The sequence below is a fragment of the Pseudomonas sputi genome, assembly GCF_021603585.1.
In the GTDB taxonomy this organism is placed as follows: domain Bacteria; phylum Pseudomonadota; class Gammaproteobacteria; order Pseudomonadales; family Pseudomonadaceae; genus Aquipseudomonas; species Aquipseudomonas sputi.
In genome coordinates this window covers 1-18318 of sequence record NZ_BQHI01000019.1, presented here as the reverse complement: position 1 = coordinate 18318, position 18318 = coordinate 1, and the positions used below count along the sequence as shown (strand labels likewise).

General features: G+C 61.9%; 21 protein-coding genes. 9 read left to right on the top strand and 12 right to left on the bottom strand.

Going from position 1 to position 18318, the window contains the following annotated elements:
- Positions 1-21 precede the first annotated feature (21 nt).
- From L6D81_RS21600 to L6D81_RS21575, 6 genes are all read left to right on the top strand, one after another.
- Positions 22-915 (top strand): 2-hydroxy-3-oxopropionate reductase, encoded by an 894-nt coding sequence (locus L6D81_RS21600; protein ID WP_163974329.1) that lies wholly within the window; start codon positions 22-24, stop codon positions 913-915.
- Between the two features lie 177 nt (positions 916-1092).
- A complete protein-coding gene (locus tag L6D81_RS21595) occupies positions 1093-2367 on the top strand; it encodes a glycerate kinase type-2 family protein (protein ID WP_236181862.1) in 1275 nt (424 codons plus the stop codon).
- Positions 2364-3779: a pyruvate kinase gene (gene pyk / locus L6D81_RS21590; RefSeq protein WP_207866278.1), complete on the top strand. Its 1416-nt coding sequence runs from the start codon at positions 2364-2366 to the stop codon at positions 3777-3779. Before L6D81_RS21595 ends, pyk begins: the two co-directional genes overlap by 4 nt.
- Before the next feature lie 145 nt (positions 3780-3924).
- Positions 3925-4839, top strand: a complete 915-nt coding sequence (locus tag L6D81_RS21585) for an urea transporter (protein ID WP_236181861.1) — start codon at positions 3925-3927, stop codon at positions 4837-4839.
- Positions 4840-4860: 21 nt separating this feature from the next.
- Positions 4861-5685 carry an ion transporter gene (locus L6D81_RS21580; RefSeq protein WP_236181860.1) on the top strand — a complete coding sequence of 275 codons (825 nt, stop codon included), beginning with the start codon at positions 4861-4863 and terminating at the stop codon, positions 5683-5685.
- Between the two features lie 105 nt (positions 5686-5790).
- Complete coding sequence (locus L6D81_RS21575) at positions 5791-6789, top strand: sulfate ABC transporter substrate-binding protein (RefSeq protein ID WP_236181859.1); 999 nt, start codon at positions 5791-5793, stop codon at positions 6787-6789.
- A gap of 55 nt (positions 6790-6844) precedes the next feature.
- Here the strand turns inward: L6D81_RS21575 and L6D81_RS21570 are convergent, their stop codons facing one another.
- The gene (locus L6D81_RS21570) at positions 6845-7465 is read right to left on the bottom strand and encodes a DUF5666 domain-containing protein (RefSeq protein ID WP_236181858.1); all 621 of its coding nucleotides are present in this window, start codon (positions 7463-7465) and stop codon (positions 6845-6847) included.
- A 240-nt stretch (positions 7466-7705) separates the two neighbouring features.
- Between L6D81_RS21570 and L6D81_RS21565 the strand changes: the two genes are divergently transcribed.
- A complete protein-coding gene (locus L6D81_RS21565; protein WP_236181857.1) occupies positions 7706-8893 on the top strand; it encodes an MFS transporter in 1188 nt (395 codons plus the stop codon).
- A 46-nt stretch (positions 8894-8939) separates the two neighbouring features.
- On the opposite strand, the gene L6D81_RS21560 is transcribed toward L6D81_RS21565, so the two are convergent.
- Complete coding sequence (locus L6D81_RS21560) at positions 8940-9344, bottom strand: type II toxin-antitoxin system HicB family antitoxin (RefSeq protein ID WP_236181856.1); 405 nt, start codon at positions 9342-9344, stop codon at positions 8940-8942.
- A 278-nt stretch (positions 9345-9622) separates the two neighbouring features.
- Here L6D81_RS21560 and L6D81_RS21555 point away from each other — a divergent pair, with 278 nt between their 5' ends.
- Positions 9623-10090 (top strand): helix-turn-helix domain-containing protein, encoded by a 468-nt coding sequence (locus tag L6D81_RS21555; protein ID WP_236181855.1) that lies wholly within the window; start codon positions 9623-9625, stop codon positions 10088-10090.
- Positions 10087-10662, top strand: coding sequence for a PIN domain-containing protein (locus tag L6D81_RS21550; protein WP_236181854.1), 576 nt, complete (start codon positions 10087-10089; stop codon positions 10660-10662). Before L6D81_RS21555 ends, L6D81_RS21550 begins: the two co-directional genes overlap by 4 nt.
- A gap of 51 nt (positions 10663-10713) precedes the next feature.
- Here L6D81_RS21550 and L6D81_RS21545 read toward each other — a convergent pair whose 3' ends face one another.
- From L6D81_RS21545 to ccmA, 10 genes are all read right to left on the bottom strand, one after another.
- Positions 10714-11121, bottom strand: a complete 408-nt coding sequence (locus L6D81_RS21545; RefSeq protein ID WP_085605822.1) for a hypothetical protein — start codon at positions 11119-11121, stop codon at positions 10714-10716.
- A 25-nt stretch (positions 11122-11146) separates the two neighbouring features.
- Positions 11147-12349 carry a c-type cytochrome biogenesis protein CcmI gene (gene ccmI / locus L6D81_RS21540; protein ID WP_236181853.1) on the bottom strand — a complete coding sequence of 401 codons (1203 nt, stop codon included), beginning with the start codon at positions 12347-12349 and terminating at the stop codon, positions 11147-11149.
- The gene (locus tag L6D81_RS21535; protein ID WP_011333089.1) at positions 12346-12816 is read right to left on the bottom strand and encodes a cytochrome c-type biogenesis protein; all 471 of its coding nucleotides are present in this window, start codon (positions 12814-12816) and stop codon (positions 12346-12348) included. Before L6D81_RS21535 ends, ccmI begins: the two co-directional genes overlap by 4 nt.
- Positions 12813-13349, bottom strand: coding sequence for a DsbE family thiol:disulfide interchange protein (locus L6D81_RS21530; RefSeq protein WP_236181852.1), 537 nt, complete (start codon positions 13347-13349; stop codon positions 12813-12815). The genes L6D81_RS21535 and L6D81_RS21530 overlap by 4 nt, the downstream gene beginning before the upstream one ends.
- Positions 13346-15334, bottom strand: coding sequence for a heme lyase CcmF/NrfE family subunit (locus tag L6D81_RS21525; RefSeq protein WP_236181851.1), 1989 nt, complete (start codon positions 15332-15334; stop codon positions 13346-13348). The genes L6D81_RS21530 and L6D81_RS21525 overlap by 4 nt, the downstream gene beginning before the upstream one ends.
- A 3-nt stretch (positions 15335-15337) precedes the next feature.
- Positions 15338-15793 (bottom strand): cytochrome c maturation protein CcmE, encoded by a 456-nt coding sequence (gene ccmE / locus L6D81_RS21520; protein WP_085699419.1) that lies wholly within the window; start codon positions 15791-15793, stop codon positions 15338-15340.
- On the bottom strand, positions 15790-15966 hold the full coding sequence (gene ccmD, locus L6D81_RS21515; protein ID WP_011333085.1) for a heme exporter protein CcmD: 177 nt from the start codon (positions 15964-15966) through the stop codon (positions 15790-15792). The genes ccmE and ccmD overlap by 4 nt, the downstream gene beginning before the upstream one ends.
- Entirely contained in the window at positions 15963-16718 is a 756-nt protein-coding gene (locus L6D81_RS21510) for a heme ABC transporter permease (protein WP_236181850.1), read from the bottom strand. The genes ccmD and L6D81_RS21510 overlap by 4 nt, the downstream gene beginning before the upstream one ends.
- 78 nt (positions 16719-16796) lie before the next feature.
- On the bottom strand, positions 16797-17465 hold the full coding sequence (gene ccmB / locus L6D81_RS21505) for a heme exporter protein CcmB (protein ID WP_007959235.1): 669 nt from the start codon (positions 17463-17465) through the stop codon (positions 16797-16799).
- The gene (gene ccmA, locus L6D81_RS21500; RefSeq protein WP_007959232.1) at positions 17462-18097 is read right to left on the bottom strand and encodes a cytochrome c biogenesis heme-transporting ATPase CcmA; all 636 of its coding nucleotides are present in this window, start codon (positions 18095-18097) and stop codon (positions 17462-17464) included. The genes ccmB and ccmA overlap by 4 nt, the downstream gene beginning before the upstream one ends.
- Between the last annotated feature and the right edge of the window lie 221 nt (positions 18098-18318).

Here is an 18318-nt window from a genome sequence, read left to right as displayed (position 1 = left end):
CAAAAACAAGAGGATTTTCTCATGGCTAAAATCGGATTCATCGGCACCGGCATCATGGGCCACCCAATGGCGGCGAACCTGCAGAAAGCCGGTCACAGCCTGTTCCTGTCGGCGCACCACGACGCCGCCCCTGCCGACCTGGTCGCCGCTGGCGCCGTCGCCCTGGCCAACCCGAAAGAAGTGGCCCAGGAAGCTGAATTCATCATCGTCATGGTCCCGGATACCCCGCAGGTCGAAGACGTGCTGTTCCGCGCCGACGGCGTCGCGGCCGGTATCGGCAAAGGCAAAGTCGTGATCGACATGAGTTCGATCTCGCCGACCGCCACCAAGGCTTTCGCCGCGAAGATCAACGAGAAAGGCGCGCAATACCTCGACGCCCCGGTATCCGGCGGTGAAGTCGGCGCCAAGGCCGCGACCCTGAGCATCATGGTCGGTGGCGACGCCGATGCCTTCGAACGCGCACTGCCGCTGTTCCAGGCCATGGGCAAGAACATCACCCTGGTCGGCGGCAATGGCGATGGTCAGACCGCCAAAGTGGCGAACCAGATCATCGTTGCGTTGAACATTCAGGCTGTCGCTGAAGCCCTGCTGTTCGCGTCGAAAAACGGTGCCGATCCAGCCAAGGTGCGTGAAGCGCTGATGGGCGGTTTCGCCTCCTCGAAGATTCTTGAAGTGCACGGCGAGCGCATGATCAAGGGCACCTTCGATCCGGGCTTCCGCATCAGCCTGCACCAGAAGGACCTGAACCTGGCCCTGCAAGGCGCCAAGGAGCTGAACATCAACCTGCCGAACACCGCCAACGCCCAGCAAGTGTTCAGCACCTGCGCGGCCATCGGTGGCAGCAACTGGGACCACTCGGCGCTGATCAAGGGCCTGGAACACATGGCCAACTTCTCGATTCGCGACAAGAAGTAAGCCCTGCCCCGTCGCTCGTTCCCACGTCGAGGCGTCGAACCGTTTGCGTGGGAATGCAGCCCGGGACGCTCCGCATCCCTGCCGAAGCGGACGCACAGCGTCCATTGAGGCATTCCCACGCAGAGCGTGGGAACGATCACCTGCACTAACCAAGAACAATAAGAATGGGAGCCCGCCATGTCGGTCGATCCGCAACAACTGCTGCGCGAGCTGTTTGCCACAGCCATCGACGCGGCCCATCCGAACCAGGTCCTCGAAGCGCATCTGCCGGCCGATCGCACAGGTCGCGTGATCGTCATCGGCGCCGGCAAGGCTGCCGCTGCCATGGCGCAAGTGGTCGAGCGCTGCTGGGAAGGTGAAGTCTCGGGCCTTGTGGTGACCCGCTACGGTCACGGCGCCCCGTGTGAAAAGATCGAAGTGGTCGAAGCCGCGCACCCGGTGCCGGACGCTGCCGGGCTGGCCGTGGCCAAACGGGTGCTGGAACTGGTCAGCAACCTGACCGAAGACGACCGCGTGATTTTCCTGTTGTCCGGTGGCGGCTCTGCCCTGCTGGCGCTGCCGGCCGAAGGCATCACCCTGGCCGACAAACAATCGATCAACAAGGCCCTGCTCAAATCCGGCGCGACCATCGGCGAGATGAACTGCGTGCGCAAGCACCTCTCGGCGATCAAGGGCGGACGCCTGGGCAAAGCCTGCTGGCCAGCAACTGTTTATACCTACGCGATTTCCGATGTACCGGGCGACCTCGCCACGGTCATCGCCTCCGGCCCGACCGTGGCCGACCCGAGCACCAGCGCCGAAGCACTGGCCATCATCAAGCGCTACGGCATCGAGATTCCGGCGTCGGTGCGCAGCTGGCTGCAAAGCCCGGAATCGGAAACCGTCAAACCCGGCGATCCGAGCCTGGCCCGCAGTCACTTCCAGCTGATCGCCCGCCCTCAGCAATCGCTGGACGCGGCGGCGGTGAAATGCCGTCAGGCCGGTTTCAGCACGCTGATCCTCGGCGACCTGGAAGGCGAATCCCGCGAAGTGGCGAAGGTTCACGCCGGCATCGCGCGCCAGATCATTCATCACGGCCAGCCACTGGCAGCGCCGTGCGTGATTCTCTCCGGCGGCGAAACCACGGTGACCGTGCGCGGCAATGGCCGTGGCGGGCGCAACGCCGAATTCCTCCTCAGCCTCACCGACAGCCTCAAGGGCCAACCCGGCGTCTATGCGCTGGCCGGTGACACCGATGGCATCGACGGCTCGGAAGACAACGCCGGCGCGATCATGACCCCGGACAGCTACGCCCGCGCCGCCGCCATGGGCCTGAGCGCCAGCGATGAGCTGGATAACAACAACGGTTACGGCTACTTCGCGGCGCTCGATGCGCTGATCGTCACCGAACCGACCCGCACCAACGTCAACGACTTCCGCGCCATCCTGATCCTCGAGAGCTCTAAATCATGACGCCTGATAAAAAGGTCAAAATCCTCGCCACCCTCGGGCCTGCCGTCGACGGCATCGAAGACATCCGCGAGCTGGTCGAGGCCGGGGTCAATATCTTCCGCCTCAACTTCAGCCACGGCGATCACGCCGACCACGCCAAGCGCTATCAGTGGATCCGCGAAGTCGAGCGCCAGCTCAACTATCCGCTCGGGATCCTGATGGACCTGCAAGGGCCGAAACTGCGGGTCGGCAAGTTCGCTGACGGCAAGGTTCAGTTGCATCGCGGTCAGGCCTTCCGCCTCGATCTGGACGCAACACCGGGCGACGAACGCCGGGTGAACCTGCCGCACCCGGAGATCATCGCGGCGCTGGAAGCCGGGATGGATCTGCTGCTCGATGACGGCAAACTGCGCCTGCGGGTCGTCACCAAATACTCCGACGCGATCGACACCACCGTGCTCAATGGCGGCGAGTTGTCGGACCGCAAAGGCGTGAACGTGCCGCAAGCGGTGCTCGACCTGAGCCCGCTCACCACCAAGGATCGCCGCGACCTTAGCTTCGGTCTGGAGCTGGGGGTGGACTGGGTGGCGCTGTCGTTCGTGCAACGTCCGCAAGACATCCGCGAGGCCCGCGAACTGATCGGCGACAAAGCGTTCCTGATGGCGAAAATCGAGAAGCCGTCGGCCGTCGAGCAACTGCGCGAGATCGCCGAACTGAGCGACGCGATCATGGTGGCTCGCGGTGATCTGGGCGTGGAAGTGCCGGCCGAGAGCGTGCCGCAGATCCAGAAAAACATCATCACCACTTGCCGCCAGCTCGGCAAACCGGTGGTGGTGGCGACGCAGATGCTCGAGTCGATGCGCTTCTCGCCGGCCCCGACCCGCGCCGAAGTCACCGACGTGGCCAACGCCGTGGCCGAAGGCGCCGATGCGGTGATGCTGTCGGCTGAAACGGCGTCCGGTGAGTACCCACTGGAAGCCGTGCAGATGATGAGCAAGATCATCCGCCAGGTGGAGAACGGTCCGGACTACCAGACCCAACTCGACGTCAGCCGGCCGAAAGCCGAAGCGACCGTGTCCGATGCCATCAGCTGCGCGATTCGCCGGATCAGCAACGTGCTGCCGGTGGCGGTGCTGGTCAACTACAGCGAGTCCGGTGCTTCGAGTTTGCGTGCAGCGCGGGAACGGCCGAAAGCGCCGATCCTCAACCTGACGCCGAACCTGCAGACCGCCCGCCGGTTGAGCGTGGCGTGGGGCATTCATTCGGTGGTCAATGATCGCCTGCGCCAGGTGGATGAGGTGTGCTCGACCGCGCTGGAAATCGCTCAGGCACAAGGAATGGCCGAGCGTGGCGACACGTTGCTGATCACCGCGGGTGTGCCGTTCGGGCAGCCCGGATCGACTAATTCGCTGCGGATCGAAACATTGATTTAAGTCACACCTGCGTGGCGAGGGAGCGTGCTCCCGACGCTCGGCATGACGGTTTCCACAAGAGACACCGCATTCACCGAGTACGAGCTCCGTCGCCACAGCTTCACGCAAGACCCTTTGATTTTCCCACTGCCCAGATTCTCCAGACATGCCTGCCAACCATTTCAACACCCACTGCCCTGACTGGGCCGAAGCGTTGCTCAACGGTTTCAGTCAAATCTTCCTCCAGCGCCATCCGCTGTGTGGACTCCTGTGCCTTCTGGCCATTTTATTCACCGCGCCGGTGCTGTTCGCCGGTGCGCTGCTGGGCGCGGTCGCCGGTCTGCTCACCGCGCAACGGCGCAACTACGCCAAGGCGGATCGCCAGGCCGGACTGTTCAGCTACAACGGCGTGCTGGTCGGCCTGTTGCTGAGCCTGTATTTCCCTTGGTCGCCGATGCTGCCGCCGCTGATTCTAGCGGCCGGTGGTCTGAGCGCGATGATCACGCAGCAATGGCTCAAACGCGCACGCCTTACCGAGTTCCTGCCCGCCTACACCGCGCCGTTCGTGTTGCTGAGCTGGGGGTTCCTGTGTTTCGCCGAGCCTTTGTCCAGCGCACCGGCATTAGAACTGAACACGGTGAACCTGCTCGGCGCCGCCCTCAAAGGCTTCGGTCAGGTGATGTTCCTCGACCATCCGTTGGCCGGTGGATTGATCGCTGCCGGTTTGCTGATCGCCAATCGCCGGGCTTTCGCCTGGGCGCTGCTGGCTTCGGCGATCGGTCTGGGCTCCAGCCTGTTGCACCACGACAGCCAGGTCGCGCTGCTGGGTATGGGCGGCTACAACGCGGTGCTCGCCGCCCTCGCCTTCAGCACGCAACGCCAGCAACCGTGGCTGCCGCTGTTCGGCATCGGCCTGGCGCTGCTGTTGACGCCGCTGTTCAGTGCCCTGGGGCTGGCGACGCTCACGGCACCGTTCATTCTCGCCTGCTGGCTGCTGCGCACCGGCGTTCGCCTGATGCAGCAACCGCAGATCAACGTCGCGCCTTGCGCTCACGGGGAGAATCAACCTAGGCTGCGCTGATTGATGGCCAAGGCGATGTGCATGAACGGTAACAACACGTGGCGTGATCGCCTGTACGTGATCATTTTCCAGACCGACACGGTGGCCGGCCGCCGTTTCGACAAGACCCTGCTGCTGATCATCCTCGCCAGTCTGGTGATCGTGATCCTCGACAGCATCGATGAAGTCCACCGGAACTACGCCAATGTGCTGGCGTACATCGAATGGGGCTTCACAATCATCTTCCTCGGCGAGTACCTGCTGCGCCTGTACTGCTCGCCCAGGCCGTTGCGCTACGCCTTCAGTTTCTACGGGTTGGTGGACTTGCTGGCGATCGTGCCCGGCATCCTCGCGCTGTATTACAGCGATGCCCAGTACCTGCTGATCATCCGAGTGATCCGGATGCTGCGGATCTTCCGCGTACTCAAGCTCGGGCCCTACCTGAAACAGGCGCATTACCTGCTCGACGCCCTGCGCGGCAGCAAGCAGAAAATTCTCGTGTTCCTGCTCAGCGTCTGCACCCTGGTCACGGTGTTCGGCACCTTGATGTACGTGGTCGAAGGCCCGCAACACGGCTTCACCAGCATTCCCAAAGGCATCTATTGGGCTATCGTGACCCTGACCACCGTGGGTTACGGCGACATCGTGCCCCGTACCGTGCTGGGCCAGGTGATTTCGTCACTGGTGATGATCACCGGTTATTCGATCATTGCCGTGCCCACCGGGATTTTCACCGCTGAGCTGGCCACCGCCATGCGCGGCGGACAACAGCAGCACGACTGCCCCGTGTGCAAGAAAAGCAGCCATGAACAGGAGGCTTCGTTCTGCTCCCGTTGCGGTAATGCGTTGTTCAAGAAAATGGAATAAGCAAAGTTCTTTTTAATCTTTAAACGATTATGGATGCCCCGCTATAGTCGCTGGCAAATGGCCTCACCTTTGTCAAATACACCCCTACAGAACAAGGAATGCGCAGTGAAAAAACTCTTTGGCGCCTCACTTCTCGCCGCAGGTCTTGCCTTCGGCAGCGTGGCTCAGGCCGCACCGACCCTGCTCAACGTTTCCTACGACGTGATGCGCGATTTCTACAAGGACTACAACGCTGCGTTCCAGAAACACTGGCAAGCCGAGCACAAAGAAGACATCACTGTGCAGATGTCTTTTGGCGGTTCGAGCAAGCAGGCCCGTTCAGTGATCGATGGCCTGCCGGCTGACGTCATCACCATGAACATGGCCACCGACATCAACGCCCTGGCCGATAACGGCCAACTGGTGCCGAAGGACTGGGTCACCCGTCTGCCGAACAACAGCGCGCCGTTCACCTCGGCCACCGTGTTCATCGTGCGCAAGGGCAACCCGAAAGCCCTGAAAGACTGGCCGGACCTGCTCAAGGACGGCGTGCAAGTGATCGTGCCGAACCCGAAAACCTCGGGCAACGGTCGCTACACCTACCTGTCGGCGTGGGGCTACGTGCTGAAAAACGGCGGTGACGAAAACAAGGCCAAGGACTTCGTCGGCAAGCTGTTCAAACAGGCGCCGGTGCTGGATACCGGTGGCCGCGCCGCCACCACCACGTTCATGACCAACCAGATCGGCGATGTGCTGGTGACCTTCGAGAATGAAGCCGAAATGATCGCCCGCGAATTTGGCCGCGACCAGTTCGAAGTCATCTACCCAAGCGTTTCCGCCGAAGCCGAGCCGCCGGTGTCGGTGGTCGACAAAGTGGTCGAGAAGAAAGGCTCCCGCGCCGCTGCCGAGGAATACCTGAAGTTCCTGTGGTCGCCGCAAGGTCAGGAAATCGCCGCCGCCAACTACCTGCGTCCACGTGACCCGGCGGTGCTGGCCAAGTACACCGATCGCTTCCCGAAAGTCGATTTCCTGTCGGTCGAGAAGACCTTCGGCGACTGGCGCACCGTGCAGAAGACCCACTTCAACGATGGCGGAGTCTTCGACCAGATCTACAACGGCCAGTAAGGCGTGAGCTGACATGAAACAGGCGACCTGAAGAGGTCGCCTTTTTTGTTGCCGGCTACATGGGCGGCTTGACGCCATCCTTGCCCGCCGAAATCGATTGCGCAGTCAGCGTGCCGTCCGCGCTCTGGGTCACGAAGGTGACGATCTTCACCCCGACCTTGAGCAGGCTGCGGTCGCCCGGCGTCAGATTGACGATCGGCACGTCCTCCGGCACCAGAATCCTCTGCTGGCCGCCCTTGTAGTTGACGGTCAGCACCCGACCGTTGCTCACCACCAGATCGCCGACGCTGCCATTGGTCATGCTGCTGCCCTTGGCCAGGTCGAACGGCCGATGGCCATCGCCGCTGCCGGCCAGCTCCGGCGGGAACACGTGAACCTCCAACGCCTTGAGCGTGCCATCCTCCTGGGGAATGGCGGCCGAGCCGATGTAGCTGCCGGGCTTGATGTCTTCGATATTGGCCAGGGTGACCGCGCGGACCTTGGTGTCCGGGGTCAACTGAACCACCACGTTTTCACCGGTGTTGACGTGAACCTTGAGCGAGTCGGCACTCACCCCGGTGATCTCGCCGCGCACGCCCATGCGCATGCCGGGCGCTTCGGCGGCCTGCGTGGCAGTGGCGCCGAGCAGACTGATCAGGGCAATCGTTGTGGTGTGGCGAAGCAACTGACGAAACATCGCAATCCTCCGGTGATGAACGCTGAAACCCGCTCACAACATAAGCACGCTATCGAACAAGATGTAAGTGAATGTATCATCGACGCTCAACGGTCGGACGCAAGGTTCGCCGATGAACAATGGATTGTTCGGCGCCACCTGTTCCGCAACGGAATAACTGATATCGATCAGAAGCCTCTACTGCCGGCTCGGCCCGTCCCTTAGCCTCACCGCATTCCTTTTCGCTGGATCGAGAAACCCATGACCGCCACAACTCACGCAATGACCCGAGGCATGGTGCTGCTGTTCGCTTTCTGCTGCGGCGCCATCGTTGCCAACATCTACTACACCCAACCGATCATCGGCCTGATCGCGCCGGACATCGGCCTGAGCGACACCATGGCCAGTTTCATCGTGTCGCTGACCCAGATCGGCTATGCGCTGGGCCTGTTCTTCCTGGTGCCGCTGGCGGATCTGCTGGAAAACCGCCGGTTGATGATCATCACCACCGTGGTGGCGATTGCCAGCCTGCTCGGGGCGGCGTTTACCGATCAGCCGAATGTGTTCCTGCTGATTTCGTTGCTGGTGGGTTTCAGCTCGGTGTCGGTGCAGGTGCTGATTCCATTGGCGGCGCACCTGGCGCCAGAGGAATCCCGCGGCCGAGTGGTCGGCGGGATCATGGGCGGATTGCTGCTGGGGATTCTGCTGGCGCGTCCGGTGTCGAGCGTAGTCGCCGACCACCTCGGCTGGCGGGCGATGTTCATGATCGCAGCCGTCTTGATGGCAGCGATCAGCGTGGTGCTGGCGTTGACCGTACCCAAGCGCCAACCGGATCACAGCGCCTCCTACGGCCAGTTGCTGGGTTCGTTGTGGACGCTGCTGCGCCAACAACCGGTGCTGCGTCAGCGGGCGTTTTACCAGGCCTGCATGTTCGCCACGTTCAGCCTGTTCTGGACCGCCGTGCCGCTGGAACTGGCGCGCAACCATGGCCTGTCCCAGAGTGAAATCGCGATCTTCGCCCTGGTCGGCGCCATCGGTGCCATCGCCGCGCCGATCAGCGGACGCCTGGCCGACGCCGGCCACACCCGCATCGCCTCGCTGCTGGCCATGCTGTTCGCCAGCCTGAGCTTCCTGCCGGCCTTCATCCACCCGGCCTACAGCGTGATCGGCCTGGCCGTGACCGGCGTGGTGCTCGACTTCTGCGTGCAGATGAACATGGTCCTCGGCCAGCGCGCGGTCTACTCCCTCGACGCCAAAAGCCGCGGCCGCCTCAATGCGCTGTACATGACCAGCATCTTCGTCGGCGGCGCCTTCGGCTCCTCGGTGGCCAGTGCGGTGTACGAGCATGGCGGCTGGTTGTGGATTGTGATTGTCGGCAGTGCTTTTCCGCTGCTGGCGCTGGTGCGGTTTTTGAGTGCTTCGCAGAAGACGGTTCTGGCAACGGCCTAGCCTCTGAAAAACACTGCCGAATCGCTGATCCGACAGTGCTCGAAGCTCATTGCCGAACCAGTTTTTCCAGGGCGGCATCCGCCAGGAAAGAGGAACGGCTTTTGACATTGTGCTCACGCACGTAGCGGTCGATCCGCTGGATGACATAGCCCGGCAACGTCACATTGACCTTTTCGGTCTTGCCCATGTACGGCGAGATGTCCAGCTCGAGCATGCCCCAGCCCATGTCGGCAAACTCCGGGTTGTTGCGATGGGTGGCCGCCGAGGTCGGCATCGGAATCGAATCACCATCCGACGCGATCTCCTGCAGCATGATGTGGGCAATCTCGACGGCTGCGTTGTAGGCATCCTCAAACGTATCCCCGGCCGTCACCGCGCCGGGAATATCGGGGATCTGAATCCCGATGGCGGTGTTCTCGTCACCCCACTCGATGCAGATTGGGTATTGCATTGTGAAATTGCCTCGCCCATTAAAGTAACTCTAGAGATACCTTTAGTAGCCTGCGGAAGGTTGTGACACAACGTTGGTTGTTTTGCAGGATGTTTTGACTACCTGTCGGCGGTGTTTCCCACGGGCAGGCTGGCCAGTGTCAAGGCGCGGGCGTTCGTTGAATATGTGCAGGGTTGTTAGCGGAAAAACCATAAAACCCACACCTGTTTCGTTTATTGCGATTTTCGCTTATTTCGAATAACGTTCCGGCATTCCTCATTTCCAAAGCCGGACTCGCCATGTCGACCGTTATTCATCCCTCCATCAGCCTCCCCGTAGAACGCGAAGTCAAAGCCGCCATCGAAGGACAACGCGCCCTGGCCGCTTACCTTGCGACCCATTTCGAGACTCAGCACATCCAGATTTTCGACGAGAAGAACGAAGCTCATCGCGTCGAACTGCCCACCTCAGCCCTGCGCCTGTTGATCGACATTCTGGCGGAGCTGGCAGCCGGCAACGCGGTGCAGGTCGTACCGGTGCATGCCGAATTGACCACCCAGGAAGCCGCGGACCTGCTCAACGTCTCACGTCCACACCTCATAAAACTGCTGGAAAGCGGCGAGTTGTCCTACCACAAAACAGGCAAACACCGACGTGTGCGCTTTGCCGATCTGATGGACTATAAGAACCGGCGCACCAGCGCCAGCGAGCAGGCAATGGCGCTTCTCGCAGAGCAAGCTCAGGCGTTAAGGACAGGATACGAGTGAGGCATTCCTCTTTCACCGCTTTATATGATGCATGCGTCTTGTACCCCGCCCCCTTAAGAGATTTCCTCATGTGGCTTGCCCTCTCGGGGCGATTTCGGGCGCGATGGACCCTGGAGATTCACCGCGAATGGAAACGCAATCTGCTGAAGAACCGACCTGACCTGACGATGGAACAGCTGGATCGTACGGCCGGCCTGATGGATCAAGCGATACCCGACGCCTGTGTCCATGACTATGAAGACCTGATTGCCGGCCTCACCTTGCCCGACTGCGATGATCGTCATGTTCTGGCGGCGGCCATCCGCTGCGGCGCAAGCGTGATAGTGACGTTCAACCAGAAAGACTTTCCCTGCAAATCGCTGGAGCCTCTCGGCATCGAAGCGCAGCATCCGGACGAGTTCGTCGACAACCTCTTGGGGCTTGATCCGGCAGCAGTGGTTGCAGCGGCCCAAAAACAGCGTCGGCAGCTGAAAATGCCTGCCATGGACGTCGAACCCTTTCTTGATCTACTGCAACGACAAGGCCTGATTAAATCGGTCCAGGCACTCAGCAGTTATCACGCGATCCTTTAAAACTCATCACCCCAGACAGCAAAACAGCGATCCTGAGATCGCCGTTTTTCATTACTCCCCGAACTGCTTGCCCAGTCCCGCCGGTACGCCGTGGATGTTGGTTTCTTCCCACGGGCCGTTGGGGCTGATCGAGCGGCTCCAGCCGTTGTTCCAGCGGTAGTAGGTGCGCTGGCGGTAGAAGGTATTGGTCTGGTCGTCGAGTACGTACACGCCCAGTTTCTGGTCCCAGTGGCTGTTGCCGCCCGGTGGCGGGGCGAAACTGGCGGAGGTGCGCGGGACCGGTTTGGCGGGTTTGGCCGGGATGCCCGGTTTGCTCGGCGTCGGAGTGGTCGACGGGGTCGGGCTGGGTTGTGACGGCGGGATCGGCGGCAGCCTGGTGGTCGGCTCCGGTCGTTGCACCGCACATGCGCTCAAGCCCAGGGCCAGTGTGAGGACTGTGATTCGGGCGATGGCGTTCATGGCGGTGCTTTCCTGTTGGTTCCGGCTATTTGTCCGGGCTGTCGATGGTCAGTGTCTGCGGCGCGGTGGTGCTGCTGGCCAGAGGCCCGCTGCGACCGACCCACTCACCGGCGGTCGGCTGACCGGCACGGGAGATGCGCGCAACCAGTTGGACTTCGGGAAAGTTCGACAGTTTCAATTGCGGCATCATCGCGTCGGCATCGCCCAGTTCAACGGTCACCGGCAAATCGGCGACGGTCAGGCGCTTGGCCGCCAGCGGAGCCGGTGGGCCCGAAGTGGCGCGGGCAAAAATGAACACGCTGTCGCCCGGCTGCACCTTGGCTTTGAGCTCGCTGGCCAGATCCACACGCACTTTCAACAGGGCCGCCGCGTTCGTCGCCGGTGCCTGGGCGACCTTGCCGCCGCTGGCTTGCAGTTTTTCAGTGGCGCGGGTGATGCCGCCCTGCAGGGCCTCGCGGGATTTGTCCTGCGGCGGCAGTTGCGCGAGCAGACGGTTCCAGTAGTCGATGGCGTCCTGGTAACGCTCACCTTCGAACGCGGCAATGCCCAACAGGCCGAGGCTGGTGACTTCCTTCGGATCGGCTTTCAGTGCTTCATCGGTCAGGGCCTGAACCTTGTCCGACCATTTTTTGTTGTCGGCGAAGTACTGGGCCTGCGCCCACTGGCCGAGCAGTTCCGGCTGACGACCGGCGAGATTGACCGCGCGCTCGAACATTTTCGCCGCGTCCGCCGGACGATCCTGGGCCATGTAGGTACGACCGAGGAAATACACACCTTCAGCCGAATCCGGTTGGGCGGCGACGGCGCGCTCCAGACGCTGGGTCATCTCTTGCATCGACTGCGGCGCCTGGGCGAACTCGCGGGTCAGTTCGACCTTGTCGCTCGCGCCAAAGTGCAGATACAGACCGAGGCCCAACACCGGCACCAGTACGGCCGCCAGCAAAGGCAGCGGCTTGCCCAAACGCGAAATCCGCGCCGGCGCCACGCCTTCGGTGTCGGCCAGCAGTTCCCGCGCCGCCTCGGCACGGCCGCTGTCCATTTGCGCAGCATCGAGCACGCCTTCGGCCTGCTGCGATTGCAATTCGGCGACGCGTTCCTGATACAGCGCGACGTTGAGAGCGGTTCGATCCTCTTCACGCTGGGCGCGACGTTCACGCAGGACGGGGATCAGCAGAAAACTCAGGGCGACCAGAAGCAACAGCCCTGCGGCAAGCCAGAAATCAATCATTCTTGGTTTTTATCCAACAGTTGGTCGAGGCGCTGACGCTCTTCAGGGGACAGCGATTGCGGCGTCTCGGCGCGCTGCCCGCGACGACGGCGGACGATCACGGCAATCACCACGAAACCGCCCAGCAGCAAGCCGGCCGGGCCGAACCAGAGCAACGCGGTCTTGGCATTGAGCGCCGGTTTATAGCGGACGAAATCACCGTAGCGGTCGACCATGAAGTCGATGATCTGCTGATTGTCCTTGCCCTCGCCGAGCATGCGGAAAATCTCTTTGCGCAGGTCGGCGGCAATCGGCGCGTTGGAGTCGGCGATGTCCTGGTTCTGGCACTTGGGGCAGCGCAGCTCCTTGGTCAGCTCGCGGAAACGCTCGCGATCGCCTTCTTTGGCGAATTCGTAGGTGTCGATGGCCGCGTGGGCCACACCGGCCAGGCTCAAACCCAGCACCATGGCCGCTAAAAAGCGCTTCATGGCTTGGCCTCGTCGACCAGCGCCTGATACTTGGCCGCCAGTTTTTCCCGCCAGACCTGCTCGTCGATCACCCCGACGAACTTGTCGCGGATGATGCCCTTGGCGTCGATGAAGAAGGTTTCCGGCGCGCCGTAGACCCCGAGGTTCAGGCCCAGAGAGCCTTCGTCGTCGCGGATGTCCAGTTGATACGGGTTGTGGAACTCGGCCAGCCACTTCAACGCATCGGCGTTGGTGTCCTTGTAGTTGATGCCATAGATCACCACGCCGCGCTCGGCGAGTTTGTTCAGCACCGGGTGCTCGACCCGGCAGGAAATGCACCAGGTGCCCCAGACGTTGACCAGCGCCGGTTTGCCGAGGATGTCAGCGCGGGTCAGGGTCTTGTCGCCCTGCACCGCCGGCAGGGAAAACTCCGGAAACGGTTTGCCGATCATCGCCGACGGCAGTTCCGCCGGATCCAGGTACAGACCACGATAAAGGAAAACGGCCACCAGCAGGAAAATCGCCAATGGCACCAGCATCAACCAACGTCTCATGCAGCGGCTCCTTCCATGCCCAGCGCTTCACGCACGCGGGCTTTGACCTTGACTCGATAACGCCGATCCAGCGCCGCCAGCAGACCACCGAAACCGGTCAGCAGACCGCCGAACCAGATCCAGCGCACGAACGGTTTCACATGCACCCGCACCGCCCAGGCGCCATCGCCCAGCGGTTCACCCAGGGCGACGTAGAGGTCGCGGGTGAAACCGGCGTCGATCCCGGCCTCGGTCATCACTGAGTTCTGCACGGTGTACAGACGTTTTTCCGGGTGCAGCACGCTGACTTCCTGACCGTTGCGGATCACCCGCACGGTGCCCTTGTCGGAGGTGAAGTTCGGGCCTTCGAAATGTTTGGCGCCTTCGAACACGAACTGATAACCGGCCAGGTCCATCGACTCGCCCGGTGCCAGACGCAGGTCGCGCTCGGCACTGTTCTGGCTCGACAACACCACGCCCAGCGCACAGACGGCGATGCCCAGGTGCGCGATCTGCATGCCCCAGTAACTGCGGGTCAGGGTCGGCAGGCCTTTGATCAAACCTTTGTGGCGAGTCTTGTCGAAAATGTCGCGCACACCGGCCAGTAACACCCAGGCCGCGAGCAGGAAAGTCGCGATCACGGCCCAGTTGAAATCGCCGTAAGCGACACCGGCCACCACCGCCAGCGCAACGCTGCCCAGCAACACCGGAGTGAGCATGCTCACCAGCCATTTCATCGGCGTGTCTTTCCAGCGCACGATCACGCCGACGGCCATCACCAGCATCAACAACGCCATCAACGGAATGAACAGCGCGTTGAAGTACGGCGGGCCGACCGACAGTTTGGCGCCGCTGATCGCATCGAGAATCAGCGGATACAGCGTGCCAAGCAGGATCATCGACGCCGCCACCACCAGCACCAGGTTGTTGCCCAGCAGCAGGGTTTCCCGCGACCACAGGTTGAAACCGACCTGGCTCTTGACCACCGGGGCGCGCAGGGCAAACAGGGTCAGCGAACCACCGACCACAAACAGCAGGAAGATCAGGATGAACACGCCGCGCTCAGGATCCGAGGCAAACGCATGCACCGAGGTCAGCACACCGGAGCGCACAAGGAAGGTGCCGAGCAGGCTCAGGGAGAACGCGGCAATCGCCAGCAACACCGTCCAGCTCTTGAACACGCCACGTTTCTCGGTGACCGCCAGCGAGTGAATCAGCGCCGTGCCCACCAGCCATGGCATGAAGGAAGCGTTTTCCACCGGGTCCCAGAACCACCAGCCGCCCCAGCCGAGTTCGTAGTAGGCCCACCACGAACCGAGGGTGATGCCGATACCGAGGAAGGCCCAGGCAACGATGGTCCACGGACGTGACCAGCGTGCCCACGCCGCATCGAGGCGACCGCCAAGCAGTGCGGCGATAGCGAAGGCAAACGCCACCGAGAAACCGACGTAGCCCATGTACAGCATCGGCGGGTGGACGATCAGGCCGATGTCCTGCAGCAACGGATTGAGGTCACGGCCGTCGGCCGGAATTTGCGGCAGAATCCGCGAAAACGGGTTCGAGGTGAGGATCAGGAACAGCAGGAAACCGGTGCTGATCATGCCCATCACCGCCAGCACGCGAGCGAGCATGACTTGCGGCAACTGCCGGGAGAACACCGACACCGCGAAGGTCCAGCCGCCGAGGATCAACGCCCACAGCAGCAGCGACCCTTCGTGGGCGCCCCACACCGCGCTGAACTTGTAATACCACGGCAGCGCACTGTTGGAGTTCATCGCGACGTAAGCCACGGAGAAATCGTCGGTCATGAAGGCGTAGGTCAGGCAACCGAAGGCGAACAGCAGAAACGCAAACTGCCCCCACGCCGCCGGTTGGGCGAGGCCCATCCACAGACGATCGCCGCGCCAGGCACCGAGCAACGGCACCACGGCCTGCACCAGCGCGAAACACAGCGCGAGGATCATGGCCAGATGGCCGAGCTCGGGAATGAAAATGCTGGATGTCATCGATCAACCCTCCTTCGCAGGGGTTGGCGCGGATTGACCGCTGTCCTTCAGGGCCTTGGTCACTTCAGGCGGCATGTATTTCTCGTCGTGCTTGGCCAGCACTTCATCGGCGACCACCACGCCGTCGGCGTTGAGCTTGCCCAGTGCGACGATGCCCTGCCCTTCGCGGAACAGGTCCGGCAGGATCCCGCGATAGGTGATGGTCACGGACTTGTTGAAGTCGGTGACCACAAATTTGACGTCCAGTGAATCCGGGGAGCGTTGCAGCGAACCCTTCTCGACCATGCCGCCGGCGCGGATACGGGTGTCCTGCGGCGCTTCGCCGTTGGCGATCTGGGTCGGGGTGTAAAACAGGTTGATGTTCTGCTGCAGGGCGCTCAGGGCCAGGCCGACGGCAGCGCCGACCCCGACCAGAATTGCCAGGATGATGATCAGACGCTTTTTACGCAGCGGATTCACTTGCCGTTCTCCCGGCGCAGACGACGCGCCTCTTGTTGCAGATAGCGCTTGCGGGCCGCGATCGGCGCCGCCACGTTGAGGATCAGTACCGCCAGACAGATGCCGTAGGCCGACCAGACATACAGGCCGTGATGGCCCATGGCGAGAAAGTCGCCGAATGACGCGAAACTCATCGAGCGGCCTCCAGGCTGTTCTGCACTTCTTCTTTCACCCAACTGGCGCGGGCTTCGCGCTTGAGCACTTCAAGGCGCATGCGCAGCAACAGCACGGCGCCGAAGAAACAGTAGAAACCCAGCACCGTCAGCAGCAGCGGCAACCACATCTCGGCGGGCATTGCCGGTTTTTCGGTGAGGGTGAAGGTCGCGCCCTGATGCAGGGTGTTCCACCACTCCACCGAGTATTTGATGATCGGAATGTTGATCACGCCGACGATGGCCAGCACCGCGCAGGCCTTGGCGGCGCTGTCGCGATTGCTGATGGCGTTGCCCAGGGCGATCACGCCGAAGTACAGGAACAGCAGAATCAGCATTGAGGTCAGCCGCGCATCCCAGACCCACCACGAACCCCAGGTCGGCTTGCCCCAGATTGCCCCGGTGACCAGCGCCACGGCGGTCATCCACGCGCCGACCGGCGCGGCGCATTGCAGGGCGACGTCGGCCAGTTTCATCTTCCACACCAGCCCGACCACCCCACACACCGCCAGCATCACGTAGATCGACTGAGCGAGCATCGCGGCGGGAACGTGGATGTAGATGATGCGAAAGCTGTTGCCTTGCTGATAGTCCGGCGGCGCGAAGGCCAGGCCCCAGACAACGCCAACGCAGATCAGCAACAACGCTGCGAGGCTCAACCACGGCAAAAACTTGCTGCTGATGCCGTAGAACCACTTGGGCGAGCCGAGCTTGTGAAACCAGGTCCAGTTCATACTGTTTCCATCACGGGTGCCGCTCATCGGTGTGAGCAGTCTCAGGGTCTTTGCTGGTTAAATTTTAACCAGACCTCATTATTCGCCGACGCTGATCTTCAGGCCAGCCGCTATTGCAAAAGGTGTCAGGGTTATCGCCAGGGCGGTCAGGCTGCCAAGCCACAACAGATAACCAATCGCCGGCATCCCCTGCAACGCCGCCTGCAAGGCGCCACTGCCCAGGATCAACACCGGGATGTACAACGGCAGAATCAGCAGCGCCAGCAACAGGCCCCCGCGTTTCAGACCAACCGTCAGCGCCGCGCCCACCGCGCCGAGCAAGCTCAGGACCGGCGTTCCCAGCAGCAACGAAAGCAGCAATACCGGCAGACACGCAGCCGGCAACCCGAGCATCAACGCCAGTAACGGCGAGAGCAAAACCAGTGCCAGCCCGGAAAAAAGCCAGTGTGCCAGCACCTTGGCCAATACCAGAAGTGGCAGGGGGTGCGGCGAAAGGACCCACTGTTCAAGGGAGCCATCTTCGAAATCACTGCGGAACAGCCCGTCCAGCGAGAGCAGGACCGACAACAGCGCCGCCACCCAGACTAACCCCGGGGACAAGTTTTGCAATACTTGAGTTTCCGGGCCGACGGCCAGCGGAAATAAAGCGATGACGATGGCGAAGAAAATCAGCGGATTGGCCAGCTCCGCCGGGCGGCGGAACAGCAGTCGGGATTCACGGGCAACCAGCAGGCCGAACACACTCATACCGCCCAATTCCCCAGATCGATGTCGCGATAACCGGCCGGCATCCGGCTGAGCGTGTGGTGCGTGGTGAGCACCACCAGCCCTCCCCGTTCGCAGTGCCCGGCCAGGTGTTCTTCAAGCTGTGCCACGCCCTGCTTGTCGAGGGCGGTGAACGGTTCGTCGAGAATCCACAACGGCGGGCTGTCCAGATACAACCGCGCCAGTGCCACGCGGCGCTGCTGGCCGGCAGACAGACTGTGGCAGGGAACATCCTCGAAACCGCGCAATCCGACCGCCGCCAGAGCCTGCCAGATCGCGTCGCGTTCGGCGGGTTGATGCAGGGCGCAGAGCCAGGCGAGGTTTTCTTCCGGCGTGAGCAAGTCCTTGATTCCGGCGGCATGGCCGATCCACAACAGGTTGCGCGCCAGCTCGCTGCGTTGCTCGCCCAGCGGCTTGCCGTTGAGCAGCACCTGACCGTCGGTCGGCTGCATCAGACCGGCCAGCAAACGCAACAGGCTGGTCTTGCCGCTGCCGTTGGGGCCACTGATCTGCACCATATCGCCACTGGCCAGTCTCAATTCGAGATTGTCGAAGAGCAGTCTGAGATCACGCTCACACGCGAGGGCAACGGTTTGCAGGACAGGACTGGTCAAGGGTTCACGGGCCTTATACGGTTCAAGTCGGCTCTGGCGCGGCCGTTAAAGAGTTGCAGCATAAATGCAATGACGGCTCAATCCAGAGAGCTGCGTCAAACAATTGCTATGTTTTTTGAACGAATGGAAGGACGGGCGGCATTATACATGGCGTCCCCCGCTCTCCCGAGTGCATTTTCCTCAGGTTGTGTCCGCGTATGACAGGCGAAATGAACATCCTC

Excerpts from the sequence above, each read along its gene's own strand:
- L6D81_RS21555 (WP_236181855.1), top strand. The coding sequence starts at position 9,623 with ATGTCGACCGTTATTCATCCCTCCATCAGCCTCCCCGTAGAACGCGAA.
- L6D81_RS21595 (WP_236181862.1), top strand. The coding sequence starts at position 1,093 with ATGTCGGTCGATCCGCAACAACTGCTGCGCGAGCTGTTTGCCACAGCC.
- ccmI (WP_236181853.1), bottom strand. The coding sequence starts at position 12,349 with ATGATTGATTTCTGGCTTGCCGCAGGGCTGTTGCTTCTGGTCGCCCTG.
- L6D81_RS21510 (WP_236181850.1), bottom strand. The coding sequence starts at position 16,718 with ATGAACTGGACCTGGTTTCACAAGCTCGGCTCGCCCAAGTGGTTCTAC.
- L6D81_RS21560 (WP_236181856.1), bottom strand. The coding sequence starts at position 9,344 with ATGCAATACCCAATCTGCATCGAGTGGGGTGACGAGAACACCGCCATC.
- L6D81_RS21565 (WP_236181857.1), top strand. The coding sequence starts at position 7,706 with ATGACCGCCACAACTCACGCAATGACCCGAGGCATGGTGCTGCTGTTC.
- ccmB (WP_007959235.1), bottom strand. The coding sequence starts at position 17,465 with ATGAGTGTGTTCGGCCTGCTGGTTGCCCGTGAATCCCGACTGCTGTTC.
- ccmD (WP_011333085.1), bottom strand. The coding sequence starts at position 15,966 with ATGAGTTTCGCGTCATTCGGCGACTTTCTCGCCATGGGCCATCACGGC.
- pyk (WP_207866278.1), top strand. The coding sequence starts at position 2,364 with ATGACGCCTGATAAAAAGGTCAAAATCCTCGCCACCCTCGGGCCTGCC.
- L6D81_RS21580 (WP_236181860.1), top strand. The coding sequence starts at position 4,861 with ATGAACGGTAACAACACGTGGCGTGATCGCCTGTACGTGATCATTTTC.
- L6D81_RS21545 (WP_085605822.1), bottom strand. The coding sequence starts at position 11,121 with ATGAACGCCATCGCCCGAATCACAGTCCTCACACTGGCCCTGGGCTTG.
- L6D81_RS21535 (WP_011333089.1), bottom strand. The coding sequence starts at position 12,816 with ATGAAGCGCTTTTTAGCGGCCATGGTGCTGGGTTTGAGCCTGGCCGGT.
- L6D81_RS21585 (WP_236181861.1), top strand. The coding sequence starts at position 3,925 with ATGCCTGCCAACCATTTCAACACCCACTGCCCTGACTGGGCCGAAGCG.
- L6D81_RS21600 (WP_163974329.1), top strand. The coding sequence starts at position 22 with ATGGCTAAAATCGGATTCATCGGCACCGGCATCATGGGCCACCCAATG.
- L6D81_RS21530 (WP_236181852.1), bottom strand. The coding sequence starts at position 13,349 with ATGAGACGTTGGTTGATGCTGGTGCCATTGGCGATTTTCCTGCTGGTG.
- L6D81_RS21525 (WP_236181851.1), bottom strand. The coding sequence starts at position 15,334 with ATGACATCCAGCATTTTCATTCCCGAGCTCGGCCATCTGGCCATGATC.
- L6D81_RS21570 (WP_236181858.1), bottom strand. The coding sequence starts at position 7,465 with ATGTTTCGTCAGTTGCTTCGCCACACCACAACGATTGCCCTGATCAGT.